The organism is Paenibacillus sp. UASWS1643, assembly GCF_008693195.1.
Lineage (GTDB): Bacteria > Bacillota > Bacilli > Paenibacillales > Paenibacillaceae > Paenibacillus > Paenibacillus amylolyticus_B.
This window is the reverse complement of the sequence record NZ_VXKZ01000092.1, coordinates 55542-81677: the sequence shown is the minus strand read 5'-3', so window position 1 is coordinate 81677 and position 26136 is coordinate 55542. Positions and strand designations below refer to the sequence as shown.

The window sequence follows — 26136 nt, the reverse complement described above, 5'->3', positions numbered from 1 at the left end:
GCAAAGGTAGCCTCCCATTCCTCCAGTAGCTTGACGTATGGGGGCTCCAGATCAGGAACCAGGGCACGAATGACGAGTGTATGTTCTTTCTCCTGCTCTTTCCAGAAACGGATTTCCTCCAATGTCCGCAGAGGCAGCAGGTGACCATATCCATACCAGTTCATCTATGTTGAACCTCCTTCAGATGAAATTCATTGCATGCAGACTGTCTGTTCATGCGTCCCAAGAGTATATTCCGCGAGCTTGTTGTCCTATGAGTGCAAAAAAAAGAGCCCCTGAGGGCTCTGGAAAAAATTCGATGATTGAAATTTGGTTATTCTCCATTATTCGTGTTTTGTACATCGTCACTGCTTGTCTTCGTTACATGACTCAGGAAAGTTGAGACACGGCGCAGATATTCCTTTGGATGCTCCCGGAAGATCAACTCATGATGCGCATCCTGGACAATCCATACATCGGAGTACGGATTGGTCTGGTTGGCGGCGAGTTGCTCCGCAATTGGATAAGGCGCCTTCTCGTCCTCTGTACCATGGATGAAGAAAATCGGGAACGGATAATCTTCCTTTTTCACTTCCTGATACGGGATCTGTTGCAATCCGGTACCATTCAGAACAGGGAACAACAGCTTCATGATCTCCAGTGTAGGCTGACGCGGGAGATCGATCTGGTTGTGAATGTTGTGGTACAGCGTATCTGGCTCCAGCAGGAACGCACTGTCCAGAATCATTGCATCCACTTCTTTCGTAATAAGTCCAGTTTGTAGCGCCGTACCGGCACCCATGGAGAAACCCCAGACAACCAGTTCCTGCGCACCGCGCTGCTTGGCGAACTGGATTGCACCCAGCAATTGCTGTGACTCAGCTTTGCCACCTGTGGCTACAGCTTTGTTCACCTGTGAGGCGAAGCCATAATCGAACATGACCACGTTAAACCCAAGTTGATGGGCATAGTGTGCCAGGTCATACATGGGTACCCATGTTTCTTCACGATTGGCACCATAGCCGTGACTGAAAATAATCGTTTTGCTTGCAGCATTGTCAGCAGGTATATACCAACCCTGCATCGTTCGGCTGCCATCTGCTGCCGGGAACGTGATGTCTTCGTACTTCATGTTCTTGGCCTGCATCGGATTGGAGAAGACTGGTGCTACCGTTGGATTGGATAATACCCATGCGATGTAACCATGCAGTGCAATAAAACAAAACAGTAGAAAAAATACAACGGAGAGCAGCAACGCTACGATAATATGTTTGAACCGAATCAGCCTCGGTGATAGGGAAGAGGGCAGATCGGACACTTTTGTTTGCAGCGGGGCTTCGCTCTGGGATGTTTGATACATGAATGCCCCTCCTTTGAAGTTCAGTTGAAGATAACAACGACATGAAAAGAGAATTGTGTCGATTTCAGAGCCTGCTTCAGAGCGATATCTTAATGTAATATATCTTTATCGTATGTTCCAGTATAGTCAAAGTCAATTGATTGAGGGCATTTGTTACGCAATTGTTATATAGTTCTTAAGATATATGGGTAACATTACCTTAGTGTGTAAATTACAGGGGATTAAGTCTTATAAAAAGGAAAAATTTACACATTGGCCTATTTCGATTTTGGCTCTTTTTGGTTTACAGATGAGACCGTTTCTCATATAATTTATGTAACCAAGTTTCATGTGATGAAACATGAGGAGGGCATCATGCCATGGAAGATCGCAAGTTAACCGTCCGGGCTGTAGAACGGGCGCTGGATATATTATTATGTTTTACCACACGCAGTGATCTGGGACTCACCGAAATTGCCAGTCAGATCGGCCTGCACAAAAGTACAGTACATCGTTTGATGGCTACGCTGGAGGATCGAGGGTTCGTGATCCGCGATGCAGCAACAGAGAAGTACCGACTTGGCATCCGAATCTGGGAACTGTCGGCTCATATGTCTCGCAGTGATGATCCCGCTATTCTACTGTTGCCTGCGATGGAGCGACTGAGAGATCGATTGGGGGAGACCGTGAGTCTGTACCTGCGTGATGGCAGTGAACGGATACGGATTCAGGCTGTGCAAAGTGATCAGGCGATTCGTCGAGTCGCTCCCGTCGGTGTTAGACTCCCGCTGTCTGTGGGCGCTTCCAGCAAAGTCTTGATGGCGTTTGCCACGGACGAGGATCGTGAAGAACTGATGAACGGGCCGGAATGGCCGGTGTTTATCGATCCAGCGGTGTATTTGGCACAGATGGGAGACATCCGGGATAACGGATATGCCACGAGTTACGAGGAACGTGAGCCGGGAGCTGCGGCGGTATCGGTGCCGATTATGGATCGCAGAGGCAATATTGCAGCTGCGCTCTCGGTCTCAGGACCTGTCAGCCGACTTTCGCAGGAGACATTGCATGAATACGCACCAGTGTTGAAGGATGCTGCTACGCAGATGGGACTCATGTTATCCTGATGCTGATGTAAGGTTTTTCTCCAAATTGAGTTGGTGTTCTGGAATATAAAGGTTGTTTTTATGTTCCGGTTGCGCTACTCTGTAATGGACGGCCCAGCGGGGCCAGCTTCAATGAATATGAACGGCGGCATGTGTGTGCCGCAACTTGTTAACGTTACTGGGGGAGTCCGAACTGTCCGGACTGAGACGGAATCGCATGAGATTCCGGACCCTTTGCACCTGATCTGGATCATACCAGCGTAGGGAAGTAATCGGCGATATGACCACAACCACCACATGATGTGACCCTTGTAGGGCTCCGTTAAGGAGCTGCATGAAGGTGCATTATTGGTGATGGACATTAAAAGTCGGTTCCTTCGGGGACCGGCTTTTTTATATACAGTGAACGGGCGATATAGCACGTACTCCATCGACTTCTTTTTCAATAACCTGCGAAATTGGGCTTGGATGATGAGAGAGAAGTCACCATAGATCCATGATCTGTGGTAACCTCCGTTCTGTTGTTAACTGTACATGAAAAGTGTCTCTCCTGGTCTGGCGTAGGATCGCTCTTTCTTCTCTGCATTGCGCATGATTTGGGACAGGTACGTAAGCGAGCTAATGAAGATACCAACCAAACAAGCGATGAACACTGAGGAGGAGACAAGCGAACATGAGTACAGGAAATCAAACGGGACAACAAGCGATGGAACAGGAACATAACGATCAGCAGGTGGAAAAAGAAACAGGAGCGGCCGGACGGGTTCAGCCCTTTCCGGGTAGCCGCAAAGTCTACATTCAGGGCTCACGGCCGGACATTGCTGTACCGGAGCGTGAGATAGCCCTTCATGACACGAATACTCCCCAAGGGGTGGAGCATAACGAACCGCTGCGTGTCTACGATACGAGCGGCCCCATGACCGATCCCGCATTTCATGCGGATATCCGTGCAGGTCTGCCAGCCCTGCGAACCCGTTGGATCACAGAGCGTGGCGATGTCGAAGCTTATCAGGGCCGTACGGTTAAACCGGAGGATAACGGACTGAAGCCCGGAGGGAAGAAAGCCGGCACCGAAGAGTATCCCGGATTACGTGGCAAACCCTTGCGAGCACAGCCAGGACGCTGTGTGACCCAGATGCACTACGCGAGACAGGGAGTCATCACGGCAGAGATGGAATTCGCCGCCATTCGTGAAGGCGTGGAACCGGAATTTGTGAGGCAGGAGCTGGCGAGTGGACGGGCCATTTTGCCATCCAACATCAATCACCCAGAGAGTGAGCCGATGTTGATCGGTCGTCATTTTCACGTGAAGATCAATGCCAACATAGGGAACTCTGCCGTATCCTCTTCCATCGAGGAAGAGGTGGAGAAGATGACTTGGGCAGTACGCTGGGGATCGGATACGGTGATGGATCTGTCCACAGGCAAAAACATTCATACCACCCGGGAATGGATCATCCGTAATTCTCCTGTGCCCATTGGTACGGTACCGCTGTATCAAGCGCTGGAGAAGGTGAATGGCGAAGCTGAGGCGCTGACCTGGGAGTTGTACCGTGACACACTCATAGAGCAGGCAGAGCAGGGTGTGGACTACTTTACGATTCATGCAGGCGTGCTGCTGCGTTATATCCCGATGACCGCCAAGCGGATGACAGGCATTGTGTCTCGCGGTGGGTCCATTATGGCAGCATGGTGCCTTGCGCATCATCAGGAGAATTTTTTGTACACCCATTTTGAAGAAATCTGCGAGATTATGAAAAGGTATGATGTGGCGTTTTCGCTGGGAGATGGACTTCGTCCAGGCAGTATCTACGATGCCAATGACGAAGCTCAGATGGCAGAACTGGCTACGCTTGGGGAACTGACGCAGATCGCATGGAAACATGATGTGCAGGTGATGATCGAAGGCCCGGGTCATGTGCCGATGCATAAGATCAAAGAGAATGTGGATCTACAGATGGAGATCTGTAAAGAAGCACCGTTCTACACACTTGGGCCGCTAACGACCGACATTGCGCCAGGATATGATCACATCACGTCTGCCATTGGGGCAGCCATGATTGGCTGGTTTGGCACGTCCATGCTCTGTTATGTTACGCCAAAAGAACATTTGGGCCTGCCCAACAAGGATGATGTGCGGGAAGGGGTCATCGCCTACAAGATCGCGGCCCACGCCGCCGATCTGGCGAAAGGCCATCCACGTGCTCAACGCCGGGATGACGCATTGTCCAAGGCACGCTTCGAGTTCCGCTGGCGTGACCAGTTCAACCTGTCATTGGACCCTGAACGTGCGCTGTCCTACCATGATGAGACGCTGCCAGCAGAAGGAGCCAAAGAAGCTCATTTCTGCTCCATGTGCGGACCGAAGTTCTGTAGTATGCGCATCACGCAGGACATTCGGGCCTTTGCTGCGGATAAAGGATTGTCCGAGAATGAGGCTGTAGCAGCGGGCATGCAGGAAAAGGCCGAGGAATATCGGACACGGTCCTAGGCGCCGTTACAGCGCAAGCTGGGCAGTCTGACATCGTTTGAAGGTGAGAATACTGCTATCATATCGTCTTCTTCATCTTATTGATCAGCTTCCTGATACTTTTTATCAGCATTATGGTTGATTGTCTAGCAGATGTTTAATAAAATGAATGTAAGTAAACACCAATAAGAGTAGCCAGGCCAATGGCTACTCCTGCACAGCATTTGCGGTGGGTATTCCTCCGAGTGCAGCAAGTTCAGATGAAGTGACCCGTCAGGCCGTCAACCTGTGGCGGGTCACTTCTTTTTACGATCGATGTATGTCAGAAGCGCAATAATTAACATCGCGAACACGATTACGTCGTTAAAAGAGAAGTTCATAGGATCACCTCCCACTGGAGGCAAGCCTATTTCCCACCACAAATTGGCTGTACATAGTGATTATACCATTTGAAATGCCCTTCTTCGAGAGCGTTTTTATTTTGCAAAAGGAGCCAATATAGTAGGTTCACATTTTTTTAGTGAGTGTAATATGTCACTCCAAATCCGCTACTACTGTCGAACCACACCCAAATTCTTCTCCAAATACTCCGCAAGCAATGCCAGCGGACTATGGATCGCAATGCCTGTGTCTGCTGTAACCTGTGCAGCTGCGGGAGCCATAGACAGTTGGGCTGCCACTACCGCTTTACCCGGATAATTTTCAGCGATCTGCTGTAAGCCTTCACGTACCGCTTCGAGATACCCTTGCTGATCTCCACGCATGATCAGCTCGAATGTCCCTGGGATGCACATCGCTTCCGTCTGAGCTGTCTGGGAAACGTGTAGCTGCCCACTTCCATCCTCTTGCTGTAACGCCTGATTCACCCGTGCCATCGTTCCTTCAATGGTTGCGGGGTTGGTGAAAACGATTATGTATTCTCCGGATACTCGCCGCATCTCCTGCAATAGCGGATCATCTATGCCGATCACAGGCACAAGGACCTGTTTGGCTTCTTGCCCCAGTACTGTCGCAAAGAGGGTACACGTGACCAGAATGGCATCTGCATGACACTCAGCGATCCAGTGGAGCGTCTGGGCTACTTTCTCGTGGATAATTACATCGTTAAAGTCAGCGTCATGTTTAAGACGATCCAGTCCTGGATCCACGTAATGGACCAATTCAACTTCATAAGCAGCAAGCGTCTCTTCAATTAAGGCGATGTTGGAATAGTGTGCGTGAAAACAACCAATGGTGATCATAGGCTAAGTCCCCTTTTACAGTTCGTATAATGTGATGGAAATCGTAGATATTTAAACCATTATAGAAACATGCCTGAGAACTGTACAGGTGTGTGCTACTCAACGCCAATAACCGCCCTTCCGCCAGGCTGCGGAAAGACGGTTGATAACCGTACTTGAATAGGGTCCGGTGTCCATTTTATCGAAGGGAAGGAGAAGTACTCTTCTTCGCCATTTTTTGCTGCAGAATTTCATGAAAGGATAGACCTTGAGTGTTCTCATTCTCCTTTTTAGGAGCAGTGGTCGCCGTGTTGCGCGGATATTGGTGGTGGTACGGGATCATTTGCTGAATAGGCATGCGGATCATCTTGGTTCCTCCTTTAATGCATTTTTTTAAATTATGTATCTGGTTACCATGCCAGGTGCGCATATAGGTACATGTGACTTGTTAGACGAAATAAAAGAGTTTAAAGCGTAATTCCAATTGGATTGTAGTGATTTTACCCGGTTTTAAGGAGATGTAAACGTTTTTAGGGAAATTCAGGAGTAAAGGACCTGATTTGAAGGGTTTGATATGGGAGGAACGAATCGGTTGTTATGTGAATAGTCCCAATTTTAAGGAAGTCAATGGTACCCGCTTATGAGGCATATTGTCTGGTTAAATGATGCAAAGCATGCTAACTAACTTGGTACCATGGTCGGGTTGTTTAGGGGGTAATGTAGTTCCGGATATAACAAAAAAACTGCCGAGTGTACTCGGCAGCTTGCATGATATGAAGAAGGATACGAGGGAACTTTGATCCGGTCTGAGGTGTATAGTGTTGGCTTTATCTACTTTGGCGAACAGCGATGTATATATCCACTTGTACACTTTCGGGATTCAGGCTGCGTTCATCATACAATTCAAAATCCCCGGTGAACGTACGATCACTTTGTTTGTCCCATGCCCACACGGCTCCCCAAGCTTCGCCAACAACCTCTGCCATCGGTCCTTTTCTGGAAGTGAATACGGCGTAAGTTGCAGGAGGGAGTTGAATGTCATCCAATCCTTCAGGCAATGATTCGTTCGGACTGACCTCATGCCCTACCAGTATGGTGTATTCTCCGGTTATGCCATCGGTGTAATCCGTGTAACAGCCATAGCGAACAACTTCAGGTGCAGGGAGGTGCTCTGAGGCAAAATAATTGTTCCAGAGTCCCTGAATACAGCCTTTGCCACTGATCTCAATGGCGTTGGTTGTGCGGGCGGATACGCCGGCAAGACGTTTGCCTGGGAGCGTGACATAACGAACGGGCTGGGCAGAGAATGAATGATCTGTTGTTGCCTGACCAGGATTAGCAGAAGCAGTAGAGTTTTCAGCGAGAGATTCTGCATGTTGATCCATTGTATTTGTGCGCCAACGCTTCAAAAAAGGAAGCTGGTTACGCAGCATCGAACGAGCGGATTCCTCATCCATGCCTTCGTCCTTCAGAATGGCAGTGCACATCTCCGTCATGCCTTCAAGTGACATACCAGGCTGCTCAAACTTGCCCTCTTTGTAACAATAGATACAGTACTCACGGGTTGTGCTTCCATCTGCTTCCGTTCCGAATTGGGCAGGGGTTGTGAGCGGCATGCCGCAGCTTTGACATACAGTGACGTTCATGATTAGTTCCTCCTCAAATATGTACAGATTGTATATATCTGAAGTATACGGGGAGGAACTGGACAGCTGTCTGTCAGGTTTGAGTCGGAGGTATATAATTTTGAACAATTTGTTCGGCTATACGGCACACATTATCCCGAATATGCAAGGGTTCCAGCACCTCAACATCCGCCCCAAAGCCCAAGATGAAGCCGTACAGCCAGTTATCTTCTGGAAAAGCGACCTGACTGATATAATACCCATTCCCATCATGGATGACGTTCTCGATCCCAAACCATTCTTCCGCAATATGACGGACGCGAGCATGGAATTTCAAAGTTAACCTAGCTTGATTGTCTGGACGGCTCCATTCCTGTTGCCAGGGTCTGTCCTGTGGGTTGATGACTTTACGCTCGAAGTGCTCATTAGCAAGTGTGACATCTTGCATGCGCACAAGCTTGAACATGCGAAATTGATTTCGCTCGTGACAAAAAGCATACAGGTACCAGGAATGCTTCTTGAGTACGATGGTATGAGGGTCGGCAGTTCGGTGAGTATGTATACCTTCCGCACTGCAGTAGGTAAAGGTCACGGGTCGTAATTGATCCATGCCCTGTTCGATAAGTTCAAGCTTGATTTTCAGCGCTTCGGGATGCGTCCAGGTTGAATAATCCACGATGAATCGATTGGTATTGGCCTGAAAATCGTCATTTTTGGATTCAGGTACGATACTGCTGAGTTTTTCGACCAGAAGTTCACGCGCCGCATTAGCATGGGAAGTGGATACACTGCGCAGTGCAGTTACGATGGAAGCGAGATCCTTGTCTGTTAACACGTTTCGATCCAATCGGTAGCCCTCTGCCAGACCAATCCCGCCGCTTGCCCCCTGATACGTCACTACAGGGATGCCTGCTTGACCCAATGTATCGATGTCCCGATAGATGGTCCGGATCGATACTTCGAACATATCTGCCAAGTCTTTGGCTTGTACCCGTCCACGATTGATTAGCAGCACTACGATGGCTAATAAACGCTCCAGTTTCATATCTATGGATTCCTTTCATTGGTTTATCTGTTGGATTCAAATATGTTATATTGTTGAGCATCACACATAGGAGTGGAATAAGCAATGAAGCGAATTACGATTCTGATCGCAGACGATGAAGTTGAGATCGCTGATCTGGTTGCTTTACATTTACAAAAAGAAGGATATCACACCATCAAGGCCTTTGACGGGAAGGCGGCGGTTCAAGTTGTTCAGACCCAAGCGATCGATTTGGCGATTCTGGACATTATGATGCCTGGCATGGATGGGTATGAGGTGACCCGTAAAATTCGGGAGCAGCATCATTTGCCGATCATTTTCCTGAGTGCCAAAACGTCAGATATGGACAAAATTACGGGACTCGTGATGGGTGCGGACGATTATATGACCAAACCGTTCAATCCGATGGAGCTTGTTGCCCGGGTGAACTCCCAGTTGCGTCGTTCTCTGCAATTCAGCCAGTCTGCGCCTGTTCAGAGGTCCATTCTGGAGAAAGGCGGGCTCATCATCACGCCAGATCAACATCGCGTTACACTCTACGGCAAACCAGTGGAACTAACACCGAAGGAGTTCGACATTCTGTATCTGCTCGCGAGCCACCCCAAGCAGGTGTTCAGTGCAGAAAGTATTTTTGAACAGGTCTGGGGAGAAGCCTATTATGAGAGCGGGAATACCGTGATGGTCCACATTCGGACCCTGCGCAAAAAGCTGGGGGAAGATGTGAACAAGAACAAGTTTATCAAAACGATCTGGGGTGTGGGGTACACGTTTAATGACTAAACGAAGAAGTTTTCGCACAACCATGATTATGTTGTTAGGGTTAAGCATGCTTGCCTCTGGCGCAATCACCTATGGGATTTACAAGCTTTTACAAGCCTATTATTCGGGTGTCCGTGCAGAGGATCAGCTCGCTGAATATCGTCATTTTATGAAAAGTATCGGAGATATCTATTTCTTCCTGATCTTATTTATTCCACTGGCCATTCTATTTTTCTTCTGGTTTACCAAGCCCTACGCGACGTATTTCAAGGACATTTCCATAGGGATCAGGCATTTGGCCAATGGAGACTTTCAGCATCGTGTGCAGATCTCTTCGAAGGACGAGTTAGGTACGATTGCGGAGGATGTGAACCTGGCAAGTGAGAAGTTAAGGGACGCGGTGGAACGAGGGGATTTTGCTGAAAATAGTAAAGACCAGCTTGTCGTTAATCTGGCGCATGATCTGCGAACCCCGCTGACCTCGGTGCTTGGATATTTGGATCTGCTCATGAAAGATGATCAGCTAACGGAGGAGCAGGTACGGCACTTTACGTCGATTGCATTCACCAAATCACAGCGTCTGGAGAAGCTGATTGATGATTTGTTCGAAATTACCCGTATGAATTATGGCATGCTGCCTATAAACAAGACACAGCTGGATCTTAGCGAACTGCTGAAGCAGATGAACGAAGAACTCTATCCTGTATTTGAAAAGAACCAACTAGTCGCCCGACTAAAAATAGACACTGACCTTACGGTCTCCGGTGATGGCGAGTTGCTGGCCCGTGTGTTCGAGAATCTGCTAATTAACGCTGCACGGCATGGCAAGGATGGCATGTATGTCGATATTAATGGATATCGTGATGCAGACCGGATCATTATTCAGGTGATTAACTATGGAGGACATATTCGTCCGGAGGAATTGCCGCATATCTTCGATATGTATTACACAGGAGATCGTGCCCGAACCCCTCAAGAGGGTGGGACAGGCCTTGGCCTATTTATTGCCCGCAATATTGTAGAGCAGCATGACGGTACGATTTCGGCCCAGAGCGATGTGGTACGGACGCAATTCGAAGTTCGTTTGCCGGTATTCCAATAAGGTTCAACGTATAATTTAAGAAAAACTTTAAAATTGCCCTGCTTTTTCTTTAACTTGTTTTGTCTATCCTTGATGTATGAGGTAAAAGGAGGAACAGGCATGAAGAAGTGGGGCTTTCTAATATGTATCGTTTTGGTTGGATATATTGTTACACAATCGCCGGGATGGCTTCAGCAGAAGAATGAGCTGCCCATCGAGATTCAGAATACGCGTGAAAATCCCGCAGGTTATACGGTATCCGTCACAGGAAATATTCAGGATCAGGTACATAAGGGCAATTTGTTACTGGTTAATAAGCAATACCCCGTTCACGAGGAGGGGGTTAGATCCGATATTGTATATGTGGCGGATGAGGATGATCTGCTTCGTGGATATGGAATAATGGATCGGAAAATCATGTTATCCCGACTGGTGGCCCAGGAGTTTCAGAAGATGGTTGAGGCAGCAGGGGAAGAGGGAGTTCGATATTTTCTCATGAGCAGTGGGTACAGGGACTTTGAGAAGCAGGACGAGCTATATCAAGAAATGGGTTCAGACTATGCACTTCCTGCAGGTCACAGTGAGCATAATCTTGGCTTATCCCTGGATGTCGGTTCAAGTCTGGCTGCCATGAATGAAGCACCGGAGGGTGACTGGCTGGAGAAAAATGCATGGAAATACGGATTTATTTTGCGATACCCGAAGGATAAAGTACGTATCACGGGTATTCAATATGAACCATGGCACTTTCGGTATGTGGGGTTGCCCCACAGTGCGATCATGCATAAGAACAATCTGGTACTGGAGGAGTACCTTGATATGTTGAAGGAGAAGGAGAACATCTCTGTTGAAGTAGAGGATGAGACGTATCATATCCGCTATTATCGGGCCACTGGAGATACGACTGTTTACATACCTGAGCACGGCGAAACTGAAATATCGGGTGATAACATGGATGGCGTCATTGTCACCGTAAAGAAATAACAGGGCAACACAAGGGAGGCAAAACAACATGAAACACAACAACCAGAAGAAAAGCAAACATTACATCCTTTGGACTGCCGTGTTCATTATCTATTTATATCTGCTGACTAAGCTGATCCTGTTCAAAAGAAGTGCTGTCGACTTTGGCATCGTGAAGGTTCGACTGATGGCGTTCTTGCAACAACCGGATCTGATTCATACGCGAACCGTCAACCTGACGCCATTTCAGGAAATTTCACGAGACTGGAACAGCCTGTCATCACATCGTCCAGGTACAGCAATTCATCTGGTAGGGAATGTTCTGGCTTTTATCCCACTGGGTATCTTCATTCCTGTTCTGACGGGCAACAAATTATTCTCTGGAATAAAGGTATTCCTGCTGTCCCTGCTGCTCAGTCTGGGATATGAGGGGACACAGTTAGTGACTGGCATGGGCATATTTGATGTGGATGACCTGATGCTTAATACACTCGGCGGCTTGATTGGATATATCATTTTCACCATGGGCATTGGCCTGAAAAAGGTGTTGGTGGGAGGAGAATCCCGCGAGACGACGAAGTTAACCTCTAAGGAGAGTCACGTGTAAGGAGGGATTACGTTGATTATCATCGCGATACTGTTCATTAGCGTAGGGCTGATGTTTCTCGTGTATCCGCATAATATTACGAATGCTTCGGATCAACAGATCAGGGATCGAGTTATCACGTCGAGATGGGTCGGAGGTTCAATAATTGTCCTGGCGTGTCTGTTTCTGATCATGGGTACGTTTCAATTGTTCGATCAAGCCTCACATCACATTGGGCATTAGCAGGTCGTTGAATTGAGAATTGATTTTTAAAGGTATGCCGATATGAAAAGCAAAGCAAAAAAAAAGCTCCCCATCCCTGTGCAGATTGCACATGGTGGGGAGCTTTTCTATATCATTTCATTACTTTAATAATTCATATAATTAAGCTTTTTTCATCATTTGACGCAATACGGTTTGCAGGATACCGCCGTTATGGTAGTAATCCACGTCAACCATACTGTCCAGACGAGCGATAACAGGGAAGTCGAACTGTGTACCGTCTTCACGAGTTACGGTAACTTTCAACTCTTGTCCTGGCTTCACATCATTGCTGAGACCCGTAATGTCATACGTTTCACGTCCGTTCAGACCAAGGCTGGACCAGCCGTGACCCTCTTGGAATTGCAATGGCATTACGCCCATGCCGACCAGGTTACTACGGTGAATCCGCTCGAAGCTTTCTGCAATAACGGCTTTGACGCCGAGCAGGAATGTTCCTTTTGCCGCCCAGTCACGGGAGCTTCCTGTACCGTACTCTTTACCTGCGATAACGATCAGGTTCTGTCCCTCATCCTGATACTTCATGGAAGCATCGTAGATGGACATTTCTTCGTCCGTTGGCAGGTACTTCGTAATACCGCCCTCGGTGCCCGGAGCCACCTGGTTACGGATACGAATATTGGCGAACGTACCACGCATCATTACTTCATGGTTACCACGACGTGAACCGTAGGAGTTGAAGTCTTTGCGCTCTACGCCATGCTCTTTCAAGTACAGTCCAGCCGGGCTGGATACCGCAATATTACCTGCTGGCGAGATATGGTCCGTTGTTACGGAATCCGCAAGCAATGCCATAACGCGAGCAGAACGGATATCTGCGATATCGTTCAACTTGTCGCCAAGTTCTTGGAAGAACGGAGGATTCTGAATGTACGTGGAATTTGGATCCCACTCGTACAATTCACCTTCCGGTACAGAGATTGCATTCCAACGCTCATTGGCTGTAAATACGTTCTCGTACTTGTTGCGGAACATCTGAGCGTTCAGGGAACTAGCGATGGTATCTTTGATTTCCTCGGAGCTAGGCCAGAGGTCTTTCAGGAATACAGGCTCATTGTTCGTATCATAACCAATTGGATCGGTTTCAAAGTCAATATTCACAGTACCTGCAAGTGCATATGCCACAACGAGTGGTGGAGATGCCAGGTAGTTGGCTTTAACCTGTGCGTGCACACGGCCTTCAAAGTTACGGTTACCGGACAATACAGCCGCAACGGTCATATCGTTCTCAGCAATAGCTTCGCTCACTTCGTCTGGCAGTGGGCCGGAGTTACCGATGCAAGTCGCACAGCCGTAGCCGGCAACGTTGAATCCGAGTTGGTCTAGATATGGAATCAGGCCTGCTTTTTCCAGGTACTCGGTAACAACAAGGGAACCTGGAGTCAGACTGCTTTTCACATATCCTGGTTTGGTCAGGCCGCGTTCAACTGCTTTTTTCGCCAGCAGTCCCGCTCCAACCATAACACTTGGATTCGAAGTATTCGTACAACTTGTGATCGCCGCGATCACAACAGCGCCTGCTTTCAGTTCACTGGTGGAACCGTTCGGGTGCTTGACAGGTACGGTTTGTTCGATTTTCTCATCGCTCAGCCCGTATCCGCCTTTATCTACAGGTGTACGGATGATGCTATTGAAGCTTTCTTTCATTTGTGTCAGCTCGATGCGATCCTGTGGACGTTTTGGTCCTGCAAGACTTGGTACAACAGAGCCGAGATCCAGTTCAATGACATCTGTGAATTCAGGATCAACGGTGCTGGAAGTACGGAACATGCCTTGAGCTTTGTAATAAGCTTCGACCAACTCCACTTGCTCGTCAGGACGGCCAGTGCTGCGCAGATAGTTCAACGTTTCACTATCGACAGGGAAGAAACCGATCGTTGCGCCGTACTCTGGTGCCATGTTGGCTACTGTTGCACGGTCAGCCAGACCGATGTTGGCAAGACCAGGTCCGTAGAACTCTACGAATTTACCAACAACGCCTTTTTTACGAAGCAATTGGGTAACTGTCAGTGCCAGATCCGTTGCTGTTGCGCCTTCGCTCAGGCTGCCAGTCAGTTTGAAACCGATAACGTCCGGTGTTACAAAATAAAGCGGTTGGCCCAGCATACCTGCTTCAGCCTCAATACCACCAACACCCCAACCAACAACGCCAAGTCCGTTGATCATGGTGGTGTGGGAGTCTGTACCTACGAGGGAATCCGGGAATACAACGGTTTCGCCGTCCACGGTTTTGGTTGCTGCCACGGAAGCCAGATACTCTAGGTTAACCTGGTGAACGATCCCTGTGGATGGTGGAACGGCACGGAAGTTGTTGAATGCCGTTTGCGCCCAACGCAAGAAGCGGTAACGCTCTTCATTACGCTCGAACTCGACTTTGATATTGTAATCAAGTGCATCGTTGGTACCAAAAGCATCAACCATGACGGAGTGGTCAATAACGAGATCGACCGGTACGAGCGGGTTGATCTGTTTTGGATCGCCGCCTGCTTTTTTCACAGTATCACGCATTGCAGCGAGGTCAACGACAACCGGTACACCGGTGAAATCCTGCAGAACGATACGTGCAGGGATGAATGGAATTTCCTTGTTATTATCACGGCCATCTGCCCAGCCGGTCAGTTGTTTTACGTGTTCTTCGGTGATGGCACGTCCGTCGAATTGACGAATTGCTGCTTCAAGCAACACTTTAATGGAGAAAGGAAGCCTGGAAAGATCGCCGTGGCCGTTTTCCTGAAGAGCATCGAGACTGTAGTAGCGGTAAGACTTGCCTCCAACCTCAAGACTGCGAGCGGCGGAGAAATGATTCTTTGCTGACATACATGTACCTCCTTGGGATGTGTCGGTGAGATGAAGAAAACGTTCATTTAGGTGAAGAACAGGCCTTCATCGTTCCGTGTTCTTGTTCGTTAGTTTCATCAGATGAAACGTAATTTCATAATCATAACTTTAGTTTTAAGTATACCGTTTTCACCTCCGTACGTAAAGGTCTTTTTGCCTGATCAAGCAAGCTTTTGGAGCGATGAAGGCGTTTTCGTGAAGCGAGCAGGAATAAGATATCTTGTGTACCTGTATTTGCCGAATTTCGGATCTCCCTCCTGAGCCGTGTACATACAACCGAAGACCCTTTCATATGAATAGTAGGAGTTTATATACGCAATGAAATATTCCAGACAGAACTCATGCCAAAGGGGGACATAGGCTTGGAACGGGAATGGAAGAGTGCCTTATATACTTACGTGAACCAGTACAATCGCTGTGAGATCGACTACCGTCCACAGACCAGCGAACGGATCGTTACCGATCCTGACTTCGTGGTGGAACGGGGAGAGCGTATGGCAAGGCTGGACGAATGGTATCGTAAGCGGCGCGCCGTGCCTCTTCGCAGCGAGACCAGCGCCAAGCTAGTGCGCACGCTTATGGATGGCCAGGAAGAAGCGGTGGTGGATGTACAATTGTACAGCAGACTGTTCTACGAGAAGAGCGGGATCACCCACCGGGAGGACCGGATTGAGCGGGAGCGGTTAACCTTTCTGCGGCAGAGTGGTGGATGGATCATTGGACGGGTCGAGCGAGAAGTGCCGGAGCGTCGCCCTGCTGGGGAAGGGCGTCCGTTTCAACAAGCTGATTTTGTACAGGCGATGAATCGGCCGCTGCTGAATCGGGAAGTGTTGGGTCAAGGAAGAAGCTCACGGCAACAGTCATATCGCAGAGATCTGGCAGTTGCCTATGCAGATCGGTGGTGGAATGCGGGCAATCCGGCATTTGAGGAATTTGATGTGGATTGTACCAATTACGTGTCCCAATGTCTCTTTGCAGGGGGCGCACCCATCCACTATACTGGTAGAAGAGAAGCCGGCTGGTGGTATAAAGGGTATGTGAACGGCTCTGAAATGTGGAGTTACAGTTGGGCAGTTTCCAACAGTCTGGAGCGTTATTTGTCAGGCAGCAGCTGGGGTCTGACCGCGACAGAAGTGGAGCGTCCTGAGCAGCTGATGCTCGGCGATGTTATTCTCTACAATTGGGATGGAGATGGACGATTTCAGCACAGCACCGTTGTGACCGCGTTTGATGCGGGCGGTATGCCGCTTGTTAACGCACATACGGTTAGCAGCCGTCACCGCTTTTGGGATTACCGGGATTCTTACGCTTGGACGGAGCGGACGGTATACCGGCTTTTTCATATTGCAGATGAGTTTTGATGACGAAAGATTTTCGGGATGCGGTGACGCAGACATCCAGTTCCGTGTAAAATAAGACCAGATAACACAAGCAGAATAACAAGGGTGCTGAGCATGCAAACATGACAGCATCAGGCACAGATAATCGGAGGGTACACATGAGTATGGATAAATTAAAAGTAGGCGTCGTGTACGGCGGAAAATCGGGCGAGCATGAGGTGTCGCTGCAAACGGCGTTTGCTGTAACAAACGCATTTGATTATGAAAAGTATGAACTGGTTCCTTTTTATATCTCCAAGCAGGGGACGTGGAAAAAGGGACCTGTCATGCATGCGCCGTTCGCGCAGATTGAAGATCTGAAGCTGGAGCAATCGGCGGGTGGAACGCAGGATGCGCTGAATGCCCTGTTTGGCCGTTTGTATGGCGGAGCAGAAGCGCTGGACGTGATGTTCCCTCTGCTGCATGGTACGTTTGGAGAGGATGGCACCATTCAGGGCATGTTCGAGATGGCGGATATGCCATATGTAGGTGCGGGTGTACTCGCTTCGGCTGGCGGCATGGACAAAGTGGTCATGAAAAAGCTGTTTGCACAGGCTGGCATTGACCAATGTGCCTTTACGTATTTTAACGCGACACAATGGAAGCAGACTGAGCACGAAATGATCGTACAGGTCGAAGATCAGCTGGGGTATCCTTGTTTTATCAAACCGGCCAATCTGGGCTCCAGTGTAGGCATCTCCAAAGCACGTAACCGCGATGAACTGAAGACAGCTGTCGAGTTCGCACTTCGGTATGATACGAAGGTTGTCATTGAGGAGTTCGTTGAAGCACGCGAGGTTGAAGTCAGTGTCCTCGGTAATGACGAGCCCATGGCTTCCGTTCCAGGTGAGATCGTATCCTCCGGTGAGTATTATGACTATGCAGCCAAGTATATTGATGGTCAATCACAGATGCTGATTCCAGCTCCACTGGACCCAGAGGCCGCAGATCGCATTCGCGAGGCAGCTTTGCAGGCGTTCCGTGCGATTGAAGGTAACGGTATTTCACGTGCGGACTTCTTCATTCGGAAAAATGACGGAGCTTTGCTTATTAATGAAGTCAACACCATGCCTGGTTTCACACCATACAGCATGTATCCACTTCTTTGGCGTGAGACAGGTGTATCGTATGCCGAACTGCTGGATCGCATGATTGAGCTGGCACTGGAGCGTTACAACCGCAAGCAGGCACTGAATTACGAGAACGGCGTACAGGCGTAGCCTGCGACCACAAGATCAGGAGGGATATGCATGGGATTTCAGACTGAATTCAATTCCGTATGCAAGTTCAAGAATGAGCAGGAGCTGTTCGAACTGCTTGAATACGGACGCGGCAAAATGGTCAAACAGGGCTTCCGGGTATTTCCTACCGGCCAGAAAGTGATTGCATACACACCGGATAACGTGGCTGTAGCCATCGTCAAGATCGTGGTTTCCATTGCGGAGATCAACTTCCAGGGGCAAGAGGTAACCGAGGTGGAGATGCAACTCATCCGCAAATTGACTGAGGAAGAATCACGCATTCAGACTGCTCTTGCGGATGAGATGTTCTTTGGAGAGCAAGCACAGGAATAGTTATTGACTGTAAGTGCGGGTCGGAAGGACTGATTTGCCAGAATACGATTATGGTCACTCTTTTAGGGTAAAACTTGGTTATATACAGTGACGGTACATCCTGACGGCTGAATATGCCGTGCGGGTTTCCCGCCCTAATAGAGAGGAAGAGATTCATGCTCGTACGCTTTGGTTACGTGGCAATGTCCGTGCTTATAGAGAATGCCTCGCCTTCCCGGACCATGACCATGTCGAGTTTTAACAAAATCGATGACAGGGAAGCAGCGATCCGCAAGCTCGAACGGATTGCAGCCGAGAACCTGCACAATACATTACGTTTGCTCAGGCACAACAAGGGTAGCCATATTCATGTATATCGCTTCTCTTCCAAGTTGATTCCACTGGCAACACACGAGGACCTGAATGACTGGGACCCGTTCCCGGCACTGAAGCAGGACTTTGCGGCCATTGGTAATTTTGTGAAGGAAAATCATATGCGTGTGTCCTTTCATCCGGATCATTTTACCGTACTTAGTACCCCCCGCGAGCAAGTTCTGCACAACTCGATTCGCGACCTTCGTCATCATGTTCGGATGCTGGATGCCATGGGGTTGAATGCCACTGCCAAGAACAATATACATATTGGTGGTGCATACGGGGACAAGCCTTCGGCGGCGCTTCGTTTTGAAGAAAACTTTTTGAAGCTGGATCGGGACATTCAGGAGCGGCTCACACTCGAAAATGATGACAAAACGTTCAATGCGCCTGAGACACTGGCCGTGTGCCAGCGCTTGGGATTGCCCATGGTACTGGATATTCATCACCAGTGGGTGAACAATGAAGGGGAACAGCCATGGGATCTGTGGCCTGATATCCTGAAAACCTGGGATTCACCGCTCGCGCAGGCGGATTCACCAGATGATCAGCCATTGCCACCCAAAATCCATGTGTCCAGTCCAAAGAGTGAGAAGGATCTGCGAGGTCATGCTGATGGTGTGGAGGTAGAGCCTGTGCTCGACTTCTTGCGTCATATCGCAGCAAATACCCCGAGGCTTGACGTGATGATTGAGGCCAAACGCAAGGATGAGGCTCTTGTGCAACTGATGCAAAAGCTGGCATTCTATCACGAAGAGGGCGTGGAGTGGGTGGACGAGTCTACCGTCATCATTCATCCGTAGTGCCAAAAGGGGCCTGGGCAACGAGAAACTTTACGACCTGTGGGGCGTATACTTTTAACAAGTATTTCAACTTTTCGTAGATTGATATAGAAAGTAGAGTGAACGCTTTGAATGAGAAGGAAAAGACACCTTATGTCGTGACAAGCAAAAGCTATACTGCCGTTGCCATTAATGCAGCTTCCAAAGCTGGCGAATGGATCAAAAGCCGTCTTGGGACGGTAGCTGAACTTGGCACCAAATATTCACCCCAAGATCTGGTGACCGAAGTGGATAAAGGAGCGGAGCAGATGATCCGCCGCCTGATTCTTACGCATTTTCCCCACCATGCCATTCTGGGTGAAGAAGGCGTCGAACCGGGACCGGAAGCTTCGGCAAAAGCACTGAAAGAGGCCGAGGAAGAAGAGTTCCTGTGGATTGTTGATCCTGTGGACGGAACGACGAACTTTGTACACGGATTCCCATTTTATTCGGTGTCCATCGCATTGGCTCACAATGGTGAAGTCATTGTTGGCGTGATCTACGACCCTTCCCGTGATGAAATGTTTGTTGCGGAAAAAGGGAAAGGAGCATATGTTCACGGAAACCGGATGCTTGTATCTGGTGAACAAGAACTGGCTCAGAGCCTGATTGCGGTTGGATTCCCGGCAGACACAACCTTTGCGTTACCACTGAATATGGCCGCTGTGCAGGCACTTGCTCCGCAAGTTCGTAACTTGCGTGCAGGCGGATCTGCCGCCCTTCATCTGGCATATGTTGCCGCAGGACGCCTCAGCGCCTACACCGAAGTTGGATTGAAACCGTGGGATATTGCCGCAGGTGCGCTGCTGGTTGAAGAATCCGGCGGCAAGGTGACCGATACCATCGGAACGCCTTACCAACTGTCTGTGAACCATGTCGTTGCCAGCAATGGCAGAATCCATGATGCACTGACGGATGTGCTGAAGGAAGCGAAGGCTACTGGTCTGGAGTGAGTTTATTCAACTCATTGATGCTTTAATTACTTTTAATTGTACATTAACGGAGGGGACAGAAAGCATCTGAAGAAGCGGAGCTAAAAGCTTTCTGAAAGAAAGCTGCTTCGTAAGCACATGCTACGCCTTTATCACCGGATTTCTACCTTGGAAAAGGGAATCAAAGAAATCTGGGGATAACAGCGATCGGAAGATGGTTCTGTACACGAAGTGAAAGTACAATAGTAATAATTAACGCATGTATGACTTTAATTAAAGGAGCGAAAACAATGGATGAATCCAAAGAACTGGAACGACGGCTCAGTGATATGCTGACGGAAGGGGACATGGAAGAGTCCGGCGACACCGATCAGCGTGAACGCCAGCTGATTCCTCCCAAGTATGAAGTGCGAATCCAGACAGAACGTGATCCAATTGTCGAAGAAACGTTAAAGTACCGGAAGATGGCACGCGAAGTGGATGATCGATATGATCGATATCTGGAGCGAACTATCGGGAACAAACCGGAGAGCGACAAGGGTCACTCAAATTCTGAGGACTCAAATAAGCCGCAATCTTAACTAATCACTGAACGTCATAGCTGAGCTTAACCAATAACAGGCTCCCCATCAGGGAGTCTGTTATTTCATGTGTGCTCTCAGCAGAGAGGACAACACCTACTTTAAAATGATAGAATAGAGTAACACCAACTGATGTCATTGGTATGACCAATGTACTATACAATAGTGAGGTTGTTCAAAAAGTCCGCTTTTGATTACGAAGGATGCCTAGCTTCATCCCATCTTCTCGGTACTGAAAACCGACCCTTTTGAACACGTACATTTAGTGAAATTATAGATTCACGAGAAGGAGTGTTACCCTGAATGAAGCGTAAACGTATATGGGAAAATACTGCTGCCGGTTTAACGGTAAGCATGTTGGCAGGAATGCTGCTCTTTACATCATCCGCATTGCCTGCACACGCGGCTGATACCAAAACCGGTGTATTGCCAGTGGGTACTAACGAGGCTTCGCTGACTGCGAAGAAAGATGCAGTATCCGTAACCAAGGAGTTCCGCATCGTCACATTGGGAGATTCCATAACGGTAGGTTATGAGCCCAACACACAAGAATTGCCTTATGGTTATGTAGAACGTCTGCATGAGCAAGGTTTGCTGCATGGACGTACACAAGTGGACAACTACGGGATTGCCGGATTGAAAACCAGTGGCCTGAAAAACTTCACTACTGCAATTAAGGATGGCAAAACGTTGACTTCTGAAGCCATTCAACCAAGTCTTCCTGATCCAAGAGCGGGACAGATCGGAGCCAATACTGCTGCAATCCGTGAGAGTGTAGCACAGGCCAATCTGGTTGCAATTACCATTGGGGGAAATGATGTATCTGAGCTTCTCGGTACAGCAGACAAACTGAGCGATCAAGATCTGCAAGCCAAGGTAAAAGAATTACTCGCAACATATACAGCCAATGTTAGTGCAACGATTAATGATATCCATGACATTAATCCGACAGCTACAATTGTCATCGCTGACCAGTATCAACCGATGCCGGAAGTAGCAGGCAAGGCACTGTATGCCAAACTGATGGAGGCATCCCAAGGTTTCACACAGACCATTGATGGCATTGCAGCACAATTCACTGCTCAAGGTACCGATGTCAAAGTCGCACACGTGGCCAAGGAGTTTGTTGGTGGTGAAGGTACGATGACACATATGATCAAAGATCGGGATTTCCACCCGAACCAATTTGGATATGCGGCCATTGCCGAAGTATTTGCCAAAACGATCTGGGGAGATTACACCAAGCTGACTGCACCTGCCACAGGTGAGCCGATGAACATTATTGTGAGTGGCAAAACATTAAATACTCCGTACAAACCGATTATCCGTAACGGCAAAAACTTTGTGGCGATTCAAGACATCGTAAACGCTGTGGGTGCTACTACGGTGTGGGATAACAAAACTTCAACCGCAACCATTACATATGGAGACCGAAAGGTTGCTGTGAAGATTGGTGCCAATGCTGTGAAGGTAAATGGAGCATCGGTTACTGTGGATACACCTGCATTCCTGAATAAGGTAGGCAAAGAGTCCAAAACATATGTACCACTTGCCATGGTGGCTGAAGGTCTTGGCTTTGATGTGCAATATGTAGCGAAGCTGAAAACTGTTTTTGTTAATCCGTAAATTGTATTTCATGCTTTAACATGATGTTATTCAAACAGCCAGAATACCTTGATCTGTTCAAGGTATTCTGGCTGTTTTGTGTTCTTTTTGCGTTGCTGACAGAGATGTATACCTTCTCTAATGACCTGAAATGTTGCATAAATATATCTTGTCAGATGACCAATGGATGTGTAAATATGAAAATAACTTACAATAAAACCACTAACCTATAGCATGACAGGCACCCCTCGCAAGCCAAAGGAGCGCTTAGGATGAACAAAATTAAGAACGCTTTCACAACACTGCCGATTCATCACAAAACGATTCTTCTCATCGGACTTTTGATGTTAATCAGCTTTACGTTTTATGCGTCCGTACTCCGATATGTGTTCAGTATCTATGACCGTCAGATCTATGAGAAATCCTCGCAGGTCCTCAATATGTCTTCGGTAGGTATTGAGAATCAACTGCGTGAGATGTCCAGTCTCTCTTTCAAGGTGATGTCAGATGAGCCGCTTCAACAATATCTGCTTCAACTTGAAAAGGCCGAGACAGGTTACGAGAAAAATGGTCTGCGCAAAAAAATTACTAACCGGCTAGTTGCTTATGCAGGGTCTGAGAAATACGTCTATTCCATGCTATTTATCGATAATGATAATAACGTTATGGCCGCAGGGAACCGGGAAGGAATTTCGGAGACAAAACAGAAGGAACTGGTAGCACTGGGAGACCGATATTCGGGGTCCAATGTGTGGCATACCAGCGGGGATAAACAAGCTAGGCTTTTATCCGTCCGACAGGTAAAATCTTTTACGGGCGGAGCATTTACGCTCGAAAAGCTCGGGACCTTGATTATCCGTGTCCGTCTGGACCGAATTGTGCAGGATCAGATGCAAGAACCGGCTGAGGACTCACAACTACTTATTACGGATGGAAAAGAAGTGATCTATCCAACAGAATCAGCAGTCAGTGAAGCGGAGATAGAGTCAGAATTGAAGCGGACCCAACCTTATGGCATTGCCATGTTTGAGCATGGTCGTTATTTTGTCGCCCGGGCCAACTCTTCCTATACTGACTGGACTTACCTATATACGACGCCTTTTGATCAGATGTTTAAACAAATTCAGTTTGTCAAACAGTTGGTAACGGTCATCTTCATAATGATTTTTCTGGCGGCACTTATATTTGGAGCGAAATTCTCACGCAGTATCACCCAACCGATTGCTCAATTGATTAAGAAAATGCGTAATATCGAAAAGGGCGATCTCGATAAACTGGAGGAAGCTGCTCTCGGCAATGTTCCGATGTCTCCACAGAATGAGGTTGGACTGCTGCATCGCACATTCAAGATGATGCTTCAACGGATACGTGAATTGATTGATGAGAATTATGCCAAGCAACTGGTGATTCGTGAGACTGAGTTGAAAGCGCTTCAGGCGCAGATTAATCCACATTTTCTATACAACACGCTAGAATCGATTAACTGGCTGGCTAAAGTACAGAAGCAACGACAGATCTCAGAAATGGTTGAGGCTCTCGGATTTCTGCTGCGTAGCTCTGTGAATATGTCCGAGAAGTGGATTACGCTGGAAAGAGAGCTGGACATTGTCCGCAGTTACGTGACGATTCAGCGCACTCGTTTTGAGGAAAGACTGGATTTCGACATGGAAATTGCCCCAGAGGTAGGAACGGCGCGGATACCGAAGTTAACATTACAGCCTTTGGTGGAGAACGCCATACATTATGCACTTGAACCAAGCATTGACCCTTGCCGGATCCGTATTCGGGCGAGAGCAGATGGAGATAAGGTGATTATTGAAGTCGAGGACGACGGTCCGGGGATGACACCGGAATTCCTGGAACAACTACACGAAGGACGTATTCAGACAAGAGGACAGGGCATTGGGTTATCTAACATCCAGGAACGAATCAGACTGACCTTCGGTGATGAAGGTGGAATGGTGATGAGCAGCAAGCCCGGATCAGGAACTGTAGTATCGATCAGCATACCTTGGATCAGAGAGGACGATGACGATGTACAAAGTGATGCTCGTAGATGATGAACGTGTCATTCTGGAGGGGATTTCCCAAGTGGTCGATTGGGCCGCGGCAGGAACGGAATTGGTGGGTACGGCGAGGAACGGGATTGAAGCATTGGACAAAATTGGGCAGTCGAGACCCGATATTATTATTACGGATATTTCCATGCCAGGTCTGGATGGTCTCGGACTCATAGAGAGGGCATCTGAAGCATATCCGGGTGTACGTTTCATCATGTTATCCGGCTACAAGGAGTTCGAATATGCTCGCAGAGCGATGCAATACGGTGTGAAGCATTATTTGCTCAAACCCTGCAACGAGAATCAGATCCATGATGCATTAACTGAACTGTTGCAGGAACATCAGGATGCTCAGGTGAAGGAGCATGTTGCCGGTGAGATGAAACAGCGATTGCAGCGTGTCCTTCCACATGTGAAAGAGCAATTTCTGCTGGAGTTCATGACCAACCGAACCTATGGGCCGGTTGATCTGGAGTATTATCAGGAGCTGTTTGATCTGGAGCTTGAAGAGAACGCAGTTCGGTTACTGCTGTTCCGAATTGTAGATGAACATGATTACAGTCATTTATTTGCGATCAAAAACATTGCCAGTGACCTGCTCCCACATGTCCTGTTAAGCACAACCATTGAAGGCAAACTCCTCATCCTGCTTGCGGATTCAGCTGATCCGGCCGGACTGAAAGAAAGTATTGAAGAGGTTCGGGCTGCATTTACCAGACTATATAAATTGGAAGTGACCGCTGCGCTGAGTGAAGCAGATCGAATGATTCAATCCCGGCGGTTGTTTCGTGAGGCTTTGCAGTATCTGAACCATCGCTTTTTCATCGGTGAAGGCAAGCTGATCACGAAGAATGATCTGGTATTGGCGGGAGAATGCGACGGCGTGCATGTAGAACAGGATGCGGAGCAACTGTGTCAGTTGATCAAATCGGGCAATACCGAGGAAACAGCGGTAGAGGTGGAACGTCTGTTTGATCTATTATCGCGTCAGCAGCTGGAAATTGAAGTGACTCGCTCTTACGTAGTGCAGCTATATTCGGCGATGGTTCATGTCTGTCCTCCAGAGGAAGCAACGGAATTCACCCAGCGTATGGCAGAACTGCCGCATATCGATACGTTATCTGGTTTGAAGTCTTTTGTTGCAAGCAGTGCAGCCCGATTAACTTCCGGTTATTACAAAAACCATATCAGTCGCCAGTCTTCTGCCGTGGAGAAGATGATGGATATCGTGGATCGTCATTATGGAGAGGCGGATCTCTCTCTCAATGGAGTCGCCCACCAGATGTTGTATATGAATCCGGATTATCTGGGCAAAATTTTCAAAAAAGTCACAGGCGAAAATTTCTCCAATTACGTGAATCGTCTGCGCATTGAACGCGCATGTGACCATATTCGCAGAGGCGGGGATGTGAAAGTATTCGAGCTTGCTGAATTGTTCGGATTCGGCGGGAATTCACAATATTTCAGTCAGGTGTTCAAAAAGTGGACCGGTATGACACCTACGGAATTCCGCAGGATCGGCGTATAACAATGGACTACC

The 26136-nt window shown here is 48.2% G+C and carries 23 protein-coding genes and 1 riboswitch; of the genes, 16 read left to right on the top strand and 7 right to left on the bottom strand.

Features of this window, described 5'->3' with window-relative positions; translation table 11 throughout:
- Both FE296_RS03860 and FE296_RS03855 read right to left on the bottom strand, forming a co-directional pair.
- Nucleotides 1-164, bottom strand: a 164-nt coding sequence (locus FE296_RS03860) for a DUF2935 domain-containing protein (protein WP_150364269.1), incomplete at its 3' end; no start/stop codon positions are given.
- A gap of 149 nt (nucleotides 165-313) precedes the next feature.
- Nucleotides 314-1339, bottom strand: coding sequence for an alpha/beta hydrolase (locus tag FE296_RS03855; RefSeq protein ID WP_124118751.1), 1026 nt, complete (start codon nucleotides 1337-1339; stop codon nucleotides 314-316).
- 359 nt (nucleotides 1340-1698) lie between these two features.
- Between FE296_RS03855 and FE296_RS03850 the strand changes: the two genes are divergently transcribed.
- Nucleotides 1699-2442, top strand: coding sequence for an IclR family transcriptional regulator (locus tag FE296_RS03850; protein ID WP_017690772.1), 744 nt, complete (start codon nucleotides 1699-1701; stop codon nucleotides 2440-2442).
- Between the two features lie 149 nt (nucleotides 2443-2591).
- A riboswitch (TPP riboswitch) is annotated at nucleotides 2592-2705 on the top strand.
- Nucleotides 2706-3127: 422 nt separating this feature from the next.
- The gene (gene thiC, locus FE296_RS03845) at nucleotides 3128-4912 is read left to right on the top strand and encodes a phosphomethylpyrimidine synthase ThiC (protein ID WP_124118788.1); all 1785 of its coding nucleotides are present in this window, start codon (nucleotides 3128-3130) and stop codon (nucleotides 4910-4912) included.
- Nucleotides 4913-5442: 530 nt separating this feature from the next.
- On the opposite strand, the gene FE296_RS03840 is transcribed toward thiC, so the two are convergent.
- The 4 genes from FE296_RS03840 to FE296_RS03830 all read right to left on the bottom strand — a co-directional run bounded on the left by FE296_RS03840 (nucleotide 5443) and on the right by FE296_RS03830 (nucleotide 8781).
- A complete protein-coding gene (locus FE296_RS03840; RefSeq protein ID WP_150364268.1) occupies nucleotides 5443-6132 on the bottom strand; it encodes an aspartate/glutamate racemase family protein in 690 nt (229 codons plus the stop codon).
- 178 nt (nucleotides 6133-6310) lie between these two features.
- The gene (locus FE296_RS32615; RefSeq protein ID WP_167483866.1) at nucleotides 6311-6478 is read right to left on the bottom strand and encodes a hypothetical protein; all 168 of its coding nucleotides are present in this window, start codon (nucleotides 6476-6478) and stop codon (nucleotides 6311-6313) included.
- Between the two features lie 460 nt (nucleotides 6479-6938).
- Entirely contained in the window at nucleotides 6939-7757 is an 819-nt protein-coding gene (locus FE296_RS03835) for a zinc ribbon domain-containing protein (RefSeq protein ID WP_150364267.1), read from the bottom strand.
- Nucleotides 7758-7830: 73 nt separating this feature from the next.
- Nucleotides 7831-8781, bottom strand: coding sequence for a helix-turn-helix transcriptional regulator (locus FE296_RS03830; RefSeq protein WP_150364266.1), 951 nt, complete (start codon nucleotides 8779-8781; stop codon nucleotides 7831-7833).
- Between the two features lie 84 nt (nucleotides 8782-8865).
- Between FE296_RS03830 and FE296_RS03825 the strand changes: the two genes are divergently transcribed.
- The 5 genes from FE296_RS03825 to FE296_RS03805 all read left to right on the top strand — a co-directional run bounded on the left by FE296_RS03825 (nucleotide 8866) and on the right by FE296_RS03805 (nucleotide 12413).
- Nucleotides 8866-9561, top strand: coding sequence for a response regulator transcription factor (locus tag FE296_RS03825; RefSeq protein ID WP_150364265.1), 696 nt, complete (start codon nucleotides 8866-8868; stop codon nucleotides 9559-9561).
- Entirely contained in the window at nucleotides 9554-10642 is a 1089-nt protein-coding gene (locus FE296_RS03820) for a HAMP domain-containing sensor histidine kinase (RefSeq protein WP_124118746.1), read from the top strand. Before FE296_RS03825 ends, FE296_RS03820 begins: the two co-directional genes overlap by 8 nt.
- Before the next feature lie 99 nt (nucleotides 10643-10741).
- Complete coding sequence (locus FE296_RS03815) at nucleotides 10742-11605, top strand: M15 family metallopeptidase (RefSeq protein WP_150364264.1); 864 nt, start codon at nucleotides 10742-10744, stop codon at nucleotides 11603-11605.
- Between the two features lie 28 nt (nucleotides 11606-11633).
- Nucleotides 11634-12191 carry a VanZ family protein gene (locus tag FE296_RS03810; protein ID WP_150364263.1) on the top strand — a complete coding sequence of 186 codons (558 nt, stop codon included), beginning with the start codon at nucleotides 11634-11636 and terminating at the stop codon, nucleotides 12189-12191.
- A gap of 12 nt (nucleotides 12192-12203) precedes the next feature.
- On the top strand, nucleotides 12204-12413 hold the full coding sequence (locus FE296_RS03805) for a hypothetical protein (RefSeq protein ID WP_124118743.1): 210 nt from the start codon (nucleotides 12204-12206) through the stop codon (nucleotides 12411-12413).
- Nucleotides 12414-12554: 141 nt separating this feature from the next.
- Here the strand turns inward: FE296_RS03805 and acnA are convergent, their stop codons facing one another.
- On the bottom strand, nucleotides 12555-15269 hold the full coding sequence (gene acnA / locus FE296_RS03800) for an aconitate hydratase AcnA (RefSeq protein ID WP_124118742.1): 2715 nt from the start codon (nucleotides 15267-15269) through the stop codon (nucleotides 12555-12557).
- 383 nt (nucleotides 15270-15652) lie between these two features.
- On the opposite strand from acnA, the gene FE296_RS03795 reads away from it, so the two are divergent.
- The 9 genes from FE296_RS03795 to FE296_RS03755 all read left to right on the top strand — a co-directional run bounded on the left by FE296_RS03795 (nucleotide 15653) and on the right by FE296_RS03755 (nucleotide 26124).
- On the top strand, nucleotides 15653-16651 hold the full coding sequence (locus tag FE296_RS03795; protein WP_411860556.1) for an amidase domain-containing protein: 999 nt from the start codon (nucleotides 15653-15655) through the stop codon (nucleotides 16649-16651).
- Nucleotides 16652-16788: 137 nt separating this feature from the next.
- Complete coding sequence (locus tag FE296_RS03790; protein ID WP_036614110.1) at nucleotides 16789-17889, top strand: D-alanine--D-alanine ligase; 1101 nt, start codon at nucleotides 16789-16791, stop codon at nucleotides 17887-17889.
- Nucleotides 17890-17919: 30 nt separating this feature from the next.
- Nucleotides 17920-18243 (top strand): hypothetical protein, encoded by a 324-nt coding sequence (locus FE296_RS03785; protein WP_036614107.1) that lies wholly within the window; start codon nucleotides 17920-17922, stop codon nucleotides 18241-18243.
- Nucleotides 18244-18398: 155 nt separating this feature from the next.
- Nucleotides 18399-19400 (top strand): UV DNA damage repair endonuclease UvsE, encoded by a 1002-nt coding sequence (uvsE, locus tag FE296_RS03780; RefSeq protein WP_124118741.1) that lies wholly within the window; start codon nucleotides 18399-18401, stop codon nucleotides 19398-19400.
- Nucleotides 19401-19507: 107 nt separating this feature from the next.
- Nucleotides 19508-20371, top strand: coding sequence for an inositol monophosphatase family protein (locus FE296_RS03775; protein ID WP_411860558.1), 864 nt, complete (start codon nucleotides 19508-19510; stop codon nucleotides 20369-20371).
- Nucleotides 20372-20640: 269 nt separating this feature from the next.
- Nucleotides 20641-20931, top strand: coding sequence for a hypothetical protein (locus FE296_RS03770; protein ID WP_124118739.1), 291 nt, complete (start codon nucleotides 20641-20643; stop codon nucleotides 20929-20931).
- 303 nt (nucleotides 20932-21234) lie between these two features.
- Nucleotides 21235-22557, top strand: coding sequence for an SGNH/GDSL hydrolase family protein (locus FE296_RS03765; RefSeq protein ID WP_124118738.1), 1323 nt, complete (start codon nucleotides 21235-21237; stop codon nucleotides 22555-22557).
- A 251-nt stretch (nucleotides 22558-22808) separates the two neighbouring features.
- Nucleotides 22809-24596, top strand: a complete 1788-nt coding sequence (locus FE296_RS03760; RefSeq protein ID WP_124118737.1) for a cache domain-containing sensor histidine kinase — start codon at nucleotides 22809-22811, stop codon at nucleotides 24594-24596.
- Nucleotides 24571-26124, top strand: a complete 1554-nt coding sequence (locus FE296_RS03755; protein WP_124118736.1) for a response regulator transcription factor — start codon at nucleotides 24571-24573, stop codon at nucleotides 26122-26124. The genes FE296_RS03760 and FE296_RS03755 overlap by 26 nt, the downstream gene beginning before the upstream one ends.
- Nucleotides 26125-26136 lie beyond the last annotated feature (12 nt).

Excerpts from the sequence above, each read along its gene's own strand:
- FE296_RS03855 (WP_124118751.1), bottom strand. The coding sequence starts at position 1,339 with ATGTATCAAACATCCCAGAGCGAAGCCCCGCTGCAAACAAAAGTGTCC.
- FE296_RS03850 (WP_017690772.1), top strand. The coding sequence starts at position 1,699 with ATGGAAGATCGCAAGTTAACCGTCCGGGCTGTAGAACGGGCGCTGGAT.
- thiC (WP_124118788.1), top strand. The coding sequence starts at position 3,128 with ATGGAACAGGAACATAACGATCAGCAGGTGGAAAAAGAAACAGGAGCG.
- FE296_RS03840 (WP_150364268.1), bottom strand. The coding sequence starts at position 6,132 with ATGATCACCATTGGTTGTTTTCACGCACACTATTCCAACATCGCCTTA.
- FE296_RS32615 (WP_167483866.1), bottom strand. The coding sequence starts at position 6,478 with ATGATCCGCATGCCTATTCAGCAAATGATCCCGTACCACCACCAATAT.
- FE296_RS03835 (WP_150364267.1), bottom strand. The coding sequence starts at position 7,757 with ATGAACGTCACTGTATGTCAAAGCTGCGGCATGCCGCTCACAACCCCT.
- FE296_RS03830 (WP_150364266.1), bottom strand. The coding sequence starts at position 8,781 with ATGAAACTGGAGCGTTTATTAGCCATCGTAGTGCTGCTAATCAATCGT.
- FE296_RS03825 (WP_150364265.1), top strand. The coding sequence starts at position 8,866 with ATGAAGCGAATTACGATTCTGATCGCAGACGATGAAGTTGAGATCGCT.
- FE296_RS03820 (WP_124118746.1), top strand. The coding sequence starts at position 9,554 with ATGACTAAACGAAGAAGTTTTCGCACAACCATGATTATGTTGTTAGGG.
- FE296_RS03815 (WP_150364264.1), top strand. The coding sequence starts at position 10,742 with ATGAAGAAGTGGGGCTTTCTAATATGTATCGTTTTGGTTGGATATATT.
- FE296_RS03810 (WP_150364263.1), top strand. The coding sequence starts at position 11,634 with ATGAAACACAACAACCAGAAGAAAAGCAAACATTACATCCTTTGGACT.
- acnA (WP_124118742.1), bottom strand. The coding sequence starts at position 15,269 with ATGTCAGCAAAGAATCATTTCTCCGCCGCTCGCAGTCTTGAGGTTGGA.
- FE296_RS03790 (WP_036614110.1), top strand. The coding sequence starts at position 16,789 with ATGAGTATGGATAAATTAAAAGTAGGCGTCGTGTACGGCGGAAAATCG.
- FE296_RS03785 (WP_036614107.1), top strand. The coding sequence starts at position 17,920 with ATGGGATTTCAGACTGAATTCAATTCCGTATGCAAGTTCAAGAATGAG.
- uvsE (WP_124118741.1), top strand. The coding sequence starts at position 18,399 with ATGCTCGTACGCTTTGGTTACGTGGCAATGTCCGTGCTTATAGAGAAT.
- FE296_RS03770 (WP_124118739.1), top strand. The coding sequence starts at position 20,641 with ATGGATGAATCCAAAGAACTGGAACGACGGCTCAGTGATATGCTGACG.
- FE296_RS03765 (WP_124118738.1), top strand. The coding sequence starts at position 21,235 with ATGAAGCGTAAACGTATATGGGAAAATACTGCTGCCGGTTTAACGGTA.
- FE296_RS03760 (WP_124118737.1), top strand. The coding sequence starts at position 22,809 with ATGAACAAAATTAAGAACGCTTTCACAACACTGCCGATTCATCACAAA.
- FE296_RS03755 (WP_124118736.1), top strand. The coding sequence starts at position 24,571 with ATGTACAAAGTGATGCTCGTAGATGATGAACGTGTCATTCTGGAGGGG.